Genomic DNA, 10,011 nt, shown 5'->3' with positions numbered 1-10,011 from the left:
CAAACATCGGGCACCACGGACCGCCGCGGTGCCGGGGTGGGTTAACCCCGGAGTTAGAGCTTCGCCAGCGCCGTGTCGAGCTGCGGCACGATGCGATCCAAGGCGTACGGGATGCTGAGGACCGAGGAGGCCGAGAGCGCCATGGAGAGGTCGAGGTCGTCGACCATGATCGTGCGGCCGTCCTTGACGACGTTCAGGTTCTTGAAGGCCGCCTGCTTCTCCAGGTCCTTGCGCGTCGCCGGGTCGTCGGCCATCACCACCAGCGCGTCGACGTCGACCAGGTCCATGCGCTCAGCGCTGATGTAGGCGTAGAACTCCTTGCCGGTGACCTTCTTGATGGCCTCGGGCGTCGAGAAGCCCAGCGAGGACACGAAGCGCCCGCGCGTGTCGGTCGGCGCGAACACGCTGAGCTGGCCGTTGGTGCCAGGCGCGGTAAGCAGCACCTGCTTGCCCGCGAAGCCCGGGTGGTCGGCCTTGGCCTTGGTGAACAGCGCCTCCGTGTCGGTGACGAGCTGCTTGGCCTTCTCCGGCTGACCGAGCGCGAGGCCGATCTGCTGGGTCGCCTGCTGCCACGGCAGGCCCCAGTCCGGGTAGCCGCCGACCGTCGCAACCGTCGGCGCGATCTTCGACAACTTGTCGTAGTCGCCCTTCGGCAAGGCGTAGGTGACGATCAGGATCAGGTCCGGCCGGACGGCCGCGATGCCCTCGAAGTCAATGGAGTCGCCCGAGAACTGCTTCGGCTTGTCGCTGCCGAGCTTGGGCTCCGCCCACACGCCGACGCCGCTCTTCCACTGCGGGATCCAGCGCAGCGTCCCGACCGGGACCGTGCCCAGCGCAAGCGCCGGGTCCTGGTCGGTGTACCCGTAGGTCACGACGCGCTTGGGCGCCGACTCGATCGTCGTCTCGCCAAGCGCGTGCTTCACCGTCACCGGAAACGCGCCGGCGGCCGCACCGCCACCGGTCGAGCTGCCACCACTCGACGCGCTGTCGTCATCGGAGCCGCACGCGGCCAGGCCGAGCGCAGCCGCGGTGCCGGCGGCGCCGAGCAGCAAGCCGCGGCGCGTGGTGCGGGCGTGGGGAGAGAACGGGTCGAGCGGGAGGGCCATTGTTAGGTGACCCTAACACAGGCTCTGCTTCAGCTCCCTCGACCACGGGCCGTTCGACATCACCTCCGGGTCCACACGGGCGGGTTGGACACCACGGTGGAGTGGGTCGCCTACTGCGGTCCGGGCGGCCCGGATGGCCACCCGACCAACTGCTGGACCGGCGGCAGCTTCGTCGTGCCGGGGACGACCCCCACCGACGACATCGCCGGCTTCGGAGGCTGGGGCATCTGCGGCGGCATCCGCTATTACATCCGCGCGACCAACGCGGCTGGGGTCTTCTGGACCGAGCAGCTCGGGTTCAACGGGGCGTGCAACTGAGGCGGCTTTCGCCCGCGTCAGCCCAGGCGACCGCCGACGGATGCGCAGAACGCGGGTCCCGAGTCGCTGTCCGGCCAGGCCTCGGTGTCGATCACCGAGCGATCGAAGCGGCAGAGGCGGCGCCGCAGCGCGCGGTCGCCGACGTGCGACAGCGCGTTGTCGCGCGTGGACGGCGTGTCGAACGTCCAGACCGACGCCTGTCCGCGCGCGTCGTTGATCGTGCGGCAGGACAGCACCGTGAACGTGCGCGCACGGGCGGTCAGCGCCGGGATGTCGGGGGTAACCGTGGCGGCCTCGGCCGGGAGCGGATACTCATACCGCGCCACGCTGGCGCAGTCGTCCGCCGTCTCCCAGCCAAGCGGCGGCGCGCCCCGCGTCGGAGGGTGCGTCGTCCGAGCCGAGAAGCACGATCGCTCCAACGATCGCGGCAGCGGCGATCAGCCCGATGATCGCGAGCAGCGCACGCCTGGGGATCCGCGTCCCGGTGGCCATGCCAGAACAGTAGCCGTATGCTGAGCAGGCCTCAACGGATGGCGGAGGCCCGTGTGGATGTGGCCGCCGCTACGGTCCGCCCGTCGCCGCCAGGCGTTCGAGCAGCGCGAGCGTGAAGCGGATGTGGTCGAGATAGTCGGCGATCGCGCCGTGCTCGTCCGGGCCGTGCATGTTGCCGTCGGGCCGCAGGGTGCCGGCGGGTGAGATGACGGGTGCGCCGAGGTGGTCGAGGACCATGCGGCCGGGGCCGGCGCCGATCAGGACCGGGTAGACGACGGGGTCGCCGAAGACGTCGGCGGCCGCGGCGATCGTCGCGGCGGCGAAGGGCGTGTCCAGCGGCGAGGCGGCCGGGCGGATCTTGCGGCCGCCGATGACCTCGACGTCCGGGAACCGCGCGGCGACGTGCGCGCGAACGGCGTCCAGCGCGCGCTCGGGGTCCTGGTCGGGGACGAGCGAGAAGCGCAAGGTGACGCTGGCTTGGGCCGGGACCGAGCCGACGCCGTCGGCGCCGACGACGAAGCGCGAGACCGACATGGAGGGCTCAAAGACGAGCCGCAGCGCAAGACCTACATCATCGCCCGACTCCCCCACGAACGGCCGGACGCCGCTGTCGGCGGTGACCGCGGCGGTCGGCAGCGGGATCCGCGCCGCGTAAGCGAGCTGCTCCTCGGTCGGCGCCAGCGCGCCGTCGCGGAAGCCTTCGATCACGACCGTGCCGTCGGCGTCGGTCATCGACGTCACCGCGCGCATCAGGTCGCGCGGCGCGGAGCGCAGGATCGACGCGAAGGCGGTGTGCTGGTCGGCGGCCAGCAACCGCGATGACAACGTCACCTCGAGGTTGCCGCGGCAGCCGAAGCCGATCCCCGGCCGACCGTCGGCGTCGCGCAGGAAGCTCTCCCACAGGCACGCGTCGGCGCGCAGCAGCTCGGCGTTGGCGATCAAGGCCTCCTCCAACCCGGGCGAGCCGATCTCCTCGGCCGGGTCGGAGATAAAGATCACCGTGAACGGCGGCGGCGCGCCGTCGCGCGCCTCGCGCCAGGCCTCCAGCGCCGCCAGGCGCGCGGTCACGTCGGCCTTGTCGTCGCACGCGCCGCGGGCGTACATCTTGCCGTCGCGGACCTCGGCGGCGAACGGCGGCGAGGTCCATAGCCCCTCGTCGCCCGCAGGCTGGACGTCGTAGTGCGTGTACAACAGCAGGCGACCCGGGCCGGCGCCGTCGAGGACACCAACAAGAAGTGGTCCTTGATCCGGGATCTCGATCCGCTGCACGCGGTCGAAGAGCCCGTTCATCCGCGCCTCGATCCAATCGGCGCACTCGGCGATCGCCTCACGTGCGCCGGACACCGACGGGATCGTGCAGCAGGCGCGCCACTCCTCGACGAGGCGATCGGCCTCGCGCGCGACGAAGTCGGTCACGCCTGCGCCCCGCGCGACACCAACGTCGGCGTCAACTCATAGGGGTAGTCGGTCAGCAGCTCGCCGCCGTCCTCGGTGACCAGCACGAGGTCCTCCAAGCGCACGCCGCCGAAGCCCTGCCTATAACAACCCGGCTCGACTGCGATCACGTCGCCGACGACCAGCACGTCGTCGTTCTGGTCCAGGTGCGGCGCCTCGTGGATCTCCAGCCCGACGCCGTGGCCGAGCGAGTGGAAGAAGCCCTCGTTCAGGACGGTGCCCGGCTTCTTGGTCAGGCGCGTCGGCTGACCGGCGTCCTCGAACGGCTCGCACGAGATCCGGTGCAGCTCGCGGACCGGCAGGCCCGGGCGGATCGCGGTGTGCACGCGCTCGATCGAGTCGCGGACCAGCTTGTAGTACAACCGCAACTCGTCGTCGACCTCGCCGTGGACGAACGTGCGCGTGATGTCCGTGTAGCAGCCGGTCTCCGGGTCGCGCGGGCAGAGGTCGACGGTGACCGGCTCGCCAGTGCGCACTTGCCCGGAGCCCGAGTGGTGGCCGATGCAGGTCTGCTCGCCGTGAGCGACGATCACGTCGTCGCCGCCGCAGCCGTTGCGCAGGAACGCCAGCGCGACGCCCTCCTTCAGCCGCTCGCACGTGAGCGGCTCGCCGTCCAGGACGAGGCCGCCGTCCGCGTCTGCGTCAGCTGCGTGCAGCGCCGCGGCGACCGAGGCCACCGCCGCCTCGCACGCGGTCTGCGCGCGCTTGATCCCCGCCAGCTGCGCGGCGCTCTTCACGCGTCGCCGCGTGGCGAACAGCTCGGCGTCGACGTCCAGCTCGATCCCGCCCGCGCGCAGGTGGTCGGCCAGGCGGATCGGGAACGCCGGCGGCACGAGCGCGCGCTCAGCACCCAGCTCGCGGCATGCCCGCAGCGCGATCTCCAGCGTCGCGTCCTCGCCGCTCAACCCGCTCGCGACCAGCTCGTCGAGGCCGAACTCCTCCAGCGGGTGCGCGGTCATGCCCGGCACCTCCGACATCCGCGCGACCTCCAGCGACCGCAACACGGTGTGCTTCTGGCCGGCGTGCTCGATGTAGAGGAACGGGTCGTGCACGGTGTGCGGGACCTCGTTGCGCAGCTCGGCCGAACGGGTCGTATCGGCGTACATCAGGACGGTCGGGGTGGCCATGTCCGCAGAATAGTGCACGACGCGTCCAAGATATTGAAGCGCTCGATAGGCTGAGCTCCATGCACACCCTCAGAAGCGGCAGCCCCTTCGAGGAGCTCGCGTCCTACTCCCGCGCGACCCGCATCGGCGACCTCGTCGCCATCGCCGGCACCGCCGCGACCGACGCATCCGGCGCCTGCGTGCCGGCCGACGACGTCGCCGAGCAGACGCGCGAGTGCTTCCGCCGCGCGCTCGACGCCGCCGCCCAGCTCGGCGCCCAGCGCGAGGACGTCTTCCGCACGCGCGTGTACCTGGCGCCCGGCGCCGACTGGCGCGCGGCCGTCGAGGTCCACGGCGAGATCTTCGCCGGCGTCAACCCCGCCAACACCACGCTGGCCGTCGCCGAGCTGATCCCGAAGGACTGCCTCGTGGAGATCGAGATTGACGCGGTCGCCTCCGGCCCGGTCGTCGCGTCGTGACCGCGGTCGCCTACGACGTCGCCGCCGTCCGCGCGCGCTTTGCCGCCCTAGACGGTGACCTGGCGTTCTTCGACACGCCCGGCGGCAGCCAGGTCCCCGACGCGGTCCGGACCGCGGTGAGCGACGCGATGCGCGACGCCGCCGCCAACCTCGGCGGCACGTTCGCCACGAGCACGCGCGTCGCGGAGATCGTGACGGCCGCGCGCGCCGCCGCCGGCCGCTTCCTGGGCTGCGACCCGGACGCCGTCGCCTTCGGCCAGAACATGACGAGCCTGAACTTCACGCTCTCGCGCGCGTTCGCCCGCGAAGGCCTGAAGGCCGGCGATGAGATCCTCGTCACGCGCCTGGACCACGACGCCTCGGTCTCGCCGTGGCTGGAGGCCGCGCGCGACGCTGGCGCCGTCGTCAAGACCGTCGCCATCGACGAGGCGACGTGCACGCTCGACCTCGACGACCTCGCCGCGCAGCTGAGCGACCGCACGCGCGTGGTCGCGTTCACGTGGGCGGCCAACTCGGTCGGCACGCTGGTCGACGCAGCGAAGATCTGCACGCTGGCGCACGCGCACGGCGCGCTGGCCTGGATCGACGCCACCCACGCCGCCGCCCATGTCAACGTGGATGTCAACGCGATCGGCGCCGACGTGCTGATCTGCAGCCCCTACAAGTTCTGCGGCCCGCACCTCGGCCTGGCCTACGTGCGGCCGGAGGTCGTGAGCGACTGGCGGCCCTACAAGGTCCGCCCCGCCCCCGACGCGCCGGCCGGCGCGCGCTTTGAGACCGGCACGCAGCCCTACGAGCAGCTCGCCGGGTTCACCGCGGCGGTCGAGTACTGGCACGACGTCGACGCCACCGACGCCGGCCACGCGCACGCGATGGAGCTCGGACAGCAGCTGCTCGACGGCCTGGACGACATCGACGGCGCGCGCCTGATCGGCCGTCCCACGATGGACGGCCGCGTACCGACCTTCTTGGTGTCCTTCCCCGAGCACGACGCCACCGACGTGGCGGCGAAGCTCGTCGCCCGCGGCATCGCCGCCTCGGCCAGCAACTCGTTCTACTGCCTCGGCCTCAAGGACCTCTTCGCCGACCGCGGCGCCCTGCGCCTCGGGCTGTTCCACTACAACACGGCCGCCGAGGTCGACGCCGTGTTGACCGCTCTAGCCGACGCGCTCCGCTAGCTCGGCCGCGACTTCAGCGGGACGGCGCGGCTCGGTCGCGCCGTCCTGAAGCCAGCACGCGGCCATCCGGCCGCGGCCGACGTCAAACCCCGGCGGCTCCTCGACGCGGCAGCGGTCCATCGCGTACGGGCAGCGCGGGTGGAAGCGGCAGCCTGACGGCGGCGCGCTCGGATCCGGCACCTCGCCCTCCAACGCGATCGGCAGCCGCCGCTCGCCGTCGGCGCGCGGGATCGACCCGATCAAGGCCTCGGTGTACGGATGGGCCGGAAGCGCCCACAGCTCACCGCTGGGGACCGTCTCCACCAACTTGCCCAGGTACATCACCGCGACCTCGTCGACGATGTGCTGGACGATCGCCAGATCGTGCGAGATCAGCACGAGCGCCAGGTCCAGCTCGCGCGACAGGTTCACCAACAGGTTGGCGATCTGCGCCTGGGCCGAGGCGTCCAGCGACGACAGCGGCTCGTCGAGCACGATCACCGACGGGTCGGCCGCCAGCGCGCGGGCGATCGCGATCCGCTGGCGCTGGCCGCCGCTGAACTGGTGCGGGTAGCGCTCGGCGGCGTTCGCCGGCATGCCGACCCGCTCCAGCAGCTCGGTCACCCGCTCGTCGCTCACCCGCCCGCCGTCGGCGCCAACCGCCATCGCCAGCGCCTCGCGCAGCTGCGCGCCGATGCGCCGCCGCGGGTTCAGCGACGAGTACGGGTTCTGGAAGACCATCTGCAGCCGCGTCTGCTGCGCCGGGCGCGCGCGGCGCGTCAGCGGCGCCACCTCCTCGCCCTCGAAGCGGACGTGGCCCGCGGCGCGCTGTTCAAGGCCTACAACAGCCCGCGCCAGCGTCGACTTGCCGCAGCCGCTCTCGCCCACCAGCCCGAGGATCTGGCCGCGCTTGACCGACAGCGAGACGCCGGCCACGGCGCGCACCGGGTCGCGCCCGCGGCGCTCGTAGACGACCTCGAGGTCGACGACCTCCAACGCGGGTGCGTCGCTCACGCCACAGCCTCCTTCTCGCCCATCGTCACCAAGCAGGCCGCGGCGTGGTCGCCGTCGGTGAAGAGCGGCGGCACGACCGTCCGGCACTCCTCGATCGCCAGCGGGCAGCGCGGGTGGAACGCGCAGCCCGGCGGCGGGTCCAGCGGGCTGGCCGGAACGCCAGGGATCGACAACAGCTCGGTCTGCGCCCCGGCGCCAGGGTGTGGCAACGCGGACAACAACGCCCGGGTATAGGGATGGGCGGGCGCCTTGAGGACGTCGCCCGCGTCGCCAGATTCGATCACGCGCCCCGCGTACATCACCGACATGCGCTCGGCGATCGAGGACATGACGCCGAGGTCGTGCGTGATCAACACCACCGACATGCCCTTCTCGCGGCGCAACCGGTCCAGCAGGCGCAGGATCCCGGCCTGGACGGTGACGTCCAGCGCGGTCGTGGGCTCGTCGGCGATCAGCACGCGCGGCTCGCACATCAGCGCGATGGCAATGGCGATGCGTTGCCGCATGCCGCCGGAGAACTCGTGCGGGTAGGCGCGCAGCGCGGCCTCGCCGTCCGGGATCCGCACGTCGGCCAGCATCGCGACAGCGCGCTCTTGGGCCTCGCGCTTGGACAGCTTCAGGTGCCGACGCGCGTGCTCGGTCATCTGCCGGCCCACCGTGAGCATCGGGTGCAGCGAGGTCATCGGATCCTGGAAGACCATCGAGATGTCGCGCCCGCGCAGCGTGCTGCGGGAGCCCGCGATCTCGCGGCCGTCGAAGCGCGCCGAGCCCGACGCGACGCCGCCGCGCGGCAACAGCCCCAAGAGCGACAACATCGTCAGCGTCTTGCCGGAGCCACTCTCTCCCGCGATGCCGTAGATCTGCCCGGGCTGCACCGACAGGTCGACGCGGTGGACGACCGTGCGCGGCCCGGATCCGGTCGGCAGCGTGATCGAGAGGTTCTCGAGCTCCAGCAGCGGCGCGGCCATCACGAATCCTCCCCGCGACCGGCCGAGGACTGCGGGTCGAACACGTCGCGCAGGCCGTCGCCGATGAAGTTGAAGGCCAACACGGCGGTGAAGATCGCCAGGCCCGGGAACGTCGCCATCCACCAGTTCTGGAAGTACTGCGTGCCGACCGAGACCATCGAGCCCCACTCCGGCGTCGGCGGCTGCGCGCCCAGACCCAGGAAGGAGAGCGAGGCCAACAACAACAGGCCGTCGGCGAGGTAGATCGCCACGAGCACGACGATCGGCCCGACGACGTTGGGCAGGATCTCCTTGCGCATCGCGCGACCCGCCGAGGCGCCGTGCAACCGGAAGGCCTGCACGTACTCGGCCTGTCCGATCGACAGCACCAGCGACCGCACGACGCGCGCGTAGATCGGCCACGAGACGATCACCAGCGCGAGCACCGCGTTGCGCGTCGACGGGCCCAGCGACGCGGTGACGACCATCGCCAGCACGATCGCGGGGAACGCGGAGACCAGGTCGGCCAGGCGCATGATCACGCCGTCGACCCAGCCGCCGACGTAGCCCGCAACGACCCCGAGGATCGTGCCGATGGTCCCTGAAAGCGCCACCAGCAGCAGCGCCAGCGGCAGCGAGTGCCGCGCGCCCTCGAGCACGCGGCTCAAGATGTCGCGGCCCAGCTCGTCGGTGCCGAAGAGATGCGCCGAGGACGGCGCCTCGGTGATCGCGAAGTCCTGCGCGAGCGGGTCGTGCGGCTCGATCAGCGGCGCGCCGATCGCGATCAACACCCACAACCCGGCGATGACCAAGCCGGCGATCATCGTCGGGCGGCGCCAGGCCGAGCCCGACGTCGTCCCCGAGCGACGGCGCAGACGCGCCAGGCGCGAGGGCGGCAAGACAGCGGGCTGGGCGCTCATGAGAGCCGCACCCGCGGGTCGATCGCCGCGTACAGCAGGTCGACGATCAGGTTGATGATGACGTAGACCAAGGCGATGAAGATCGAGACGCCCATGATCGCCGGGAGATCCAGCGACACGGCCGACTTGTAGGCGTACTGGCCGATGCCTGGCCAGCTGAAGATGTTCTCGACGAGCACCGCGCCCGCCAGCACGGAGGCGAAGACGAGGCCGAGGACGGTGACGATCGACGGCAGCGCGCCGCGCAGGATGTAGCGGGTGATCACGGTGTGCTCGGGCAGGCCCTTGGCGCGCGCGGCGCGGACGTAGTCGGCGTGCAGGACTTCAAGAACCGCCGAGCGCGTGTAGCGCGCGATCAACGACACGTTGTAGGCCGTGAGCACGAGGCCGGGCATGATCAGATGCTCGAAGGCGTCCCAGAAGCCCTTCAGGTCGCCGGCCAGCAGCGCGTCGACGGTGTCCAAGCCGGTGACGTCCGGTGGCGGCGCGACGGTCGGGCTCATGCGGCCGCCGCCGGGCAAGATCCCCCACTTGAAGAAGAACAGGTAGAGCGCCAACAAGCCGAACCAGAACATCGGCAGCGAGATGCCGGCCAGCGTGACGACCCGGACGCCCGCGTCGACGGCGGTGTCACGACGCAGCGCGGCGAGCACGCCGAGCGCGATGCCGACGATCGCGCTCAAGATGATGGAGAACAGCGCGAGCTCGGCGGTCGCGGGGATCGAGACGCTGAGGTCGTGGGTGACCGACTGGTGCGTCTGCTGCGACGTGCCCAGGTCACCCTGGAGCAGGTGCCCCATGTAGGTCAGGTACTGCTGGGGCAGCGGGTCGTCCAGGCCGTACTTCTCGTGGAACGCCTGGATCGCCTCGGGCGTCGGGTTCTGCCCCAGGTTGGCCAACGCCGGGTCGCCGGGCACCGCCTGCGTGAGCACGAACGAGACGATCGTGATCCCGATCAGCAGCAGCACCAGCGCGCCGAGGCGGCGGGCCAGGAACCGCACCAGCGGCCGGTGCGAG

At 71.5% G+C, this 10,011-nt stretch carries 12 protein-coding genes; 3 read left to right on the top strand and 9 right to left on the bottom strand.

Translation table 11 applies throughout. The annotated features are described in order from the left end of the window. Positions 1 to 53: 53 nt before the first annotated feature. Positions 54 to 1,106, bottom strand: coding sequence for an iron-siderophore ABC transporter substrate-binding protein (locus ACT01A_RS25370; RefSeq protein ID WP_445149901.1), 1,053 nt, complete (start codon positions 1,104 to 1,106; stop codon positions 54 to 56). Positions 1,107 to 1,190: 84 nt separating this feature from the next. On the opposite strand from ACT01A_RS25370, the gene ACT01A_RS25365 reads away from it, so the two are divergent. Continuing rightward, positions 1,191 to 1,424: a hypothetical protein gene (locus tag ACT01A_RS25365; RefSeq protein WP_445149900.1), complete on the top strand. Its 234-nt coding sequence runs from the start codon at positions 1,191 to 1,193 to the stop codon at positions 1,422 to 1,424. Between the two features lie 17 nt (positions 1,425 to 1,441). Here ACT01A_RS25365 and ACT01A_RS25360 read toward each other — a convergent pair whose 3' ends face one another. The 4 genes from ACT01A_RS25360 to ACT01A_RS25345 all read right to left on the bottom strand — a co-directional run bounded on the left by ACT01A_RS25360 (position 1,442) and on the right by ACT01A_RS25345 (position 4,498). Continuing rightward, positions 1,442 to 1,750, bottom strand: coding sequence for a hypothetical protein (locus tag ACT01A_RS25360; RefSeq protein WP_445149899.1), 309 nt, complete (start codon positions 1,748 to 1,750; stop codon positions 1,442 to 1,444). Further along, positions 1,737 to 1,916: a hypothetical protein gene (locus ACT01A_RS25355; protein WP_445149898.1), complete on the bottom strand. Its 180-nt coding sequence runs from the start codon at positions 1,914 to 1,916 to the stop codon at positions 1,737 to 1,739. The genes ACT01A_RS25360 and ACT01A_RS25355 overlap by 14 nt, the downstream gene beginning before the upstream one ends. A 69-nt stretch (positions 1,917 to 1,985) precedes the next feature. Continuing rightward, entirely contained in the window at positions 1,986 to 3,332 is a 1,347-nt protein-coding gene (locus tag ACT01A_RS25350) for a M20/M25/M40 family metallo-hydrolase (protein WP_445149897.1), read from the bottom strand. Next, complete coding sequence (locus ACT01A_RS25345; RefSeq protein ID WP_445149896.1) at positions 3,329 to 4,498, bottom strand: M24 family metallopeptidase; 1,170 nt, start codon at positions 4,496 to 4,498, stop codon at positions 3,329 to 3,331. The genes ACT01A_RS25350 and ACT01A_RS25345 overlap by 4 nt, the downstream gene beginning before the upstream one ends. 59 nt (positions 4,499 to 4,557) lie before the next feature. On the opposite strand from ACT01A_RS25345, the gene ACT01A_RS25340 reads away from it, so the two are divergent. Together ACT01A_RS25340 and ACT01A_RS25335 are read left to right on the top strand one after the other, a co-directional pair. After that, on the top strand, positions 4,558 to 4,956 hold the full coding sequence (locus ACT01A_RS25340) for a Rid family hydrolase (protein WP_445149895.1): 399 nt from the start codon (positions 4,558 to 4,560) through the stop codon (positions 4,954 to 4,956). After that, positions 4,953 to 6,134 (top strand): cysteine desulfurase-like protein, encoded by a 1,182-nt coding sequence (locus tag ACT01A_RS25335; protein ID WP_445149894.1) that lies wholly within the window; start codon positions 4,953 to 4,955, stop codon positions 6,132 to 6,134. The genes ACT01A_RS25340 and ACT01A_RS25335 overlap by 4 nt, the downstream gene beginning before the upstream one ends. Here ACT01A_RS25335 and ACT01A_RS25330 read toward each other — a convergent pair. The 4 genes from ACT01A_RS25330 to ACT01A_RS25315 are packed head-to-tail and all read right to left on the bottom strand — an operon-like array spanning position 6,114 to position 9,995. Further along, positions 6,114 to 7,127 carry an oligopeptide/dipeptide ABC transporter ATP-binding protein gene (locus ACT01A_RS25330; RefSeq protein WP_445149893.1) on the bottom strand — a complete coding sequence of 338 codons (1,014 nt, stop codon included), beginning with the start codon at positions 7,125 to 7,127 and terminating at the stop codon, positions 6,114 to 6,116. The genes ACT01A_RS25335 and ACT01A_RS25330 overlap by 21 nt on opposite strands. Then, positions 7,124 to 8,095: an ABC transporter ATP-binding protein gene (locus tag ACT01A_RS25325; RefSeq protein ID WP_445149892.1), complete on the bottom strand. Its 972-nt coding sequence runs from the start codon at positions 8,093 to 8,095 to the stop codon at positions 7,124 to 7,126. The genes ACT01A_RS25330 and ACT01A_RS25325 overlap by 4 nt, the downstream gene beginning before the upstream one ends. After that, a complete protein-coding gene (locus ACT01A_RS25320) occupies positions 8,095 to 8,994 on the bottom strand; it encodes an ABC transporter permease (protein ID WP_445149891.1) in 900 nt (299 codons plus the stop codon). The genes ACT01A_RS25325 and ACT01A_RS25320 overlap by 1 nt, the downstream gene beginning before the upstream one ends. Next, positions 8,991 to 9,995 carry an ABC transporter permease gene (locus tag ACT01A_RS25315; RefSeq protein WP_445149890.1) on the bottom strand — a complete coding sequence of 335 codons (1,005 nt, stop codon included), beginning with the start codon at positions 9,993 to 9,995 and terminating at the stop codon, positions 8,991 to 8,993. Before ACT01A_RS25315 ends, ACT01A_RS25320 begins: the two co-directional genes overlap by 4 nt. Positions 9,996 to 10,011: the final 16 nt, after the last annotated feature.

This window comes from Baekduia sp. Peel2402 (assembly GCF_052567285.1).
Note: the sequence above shows the minus strand (reverse complement) of the source record. Positions and strands in the feature narration are given on the sequence as shown.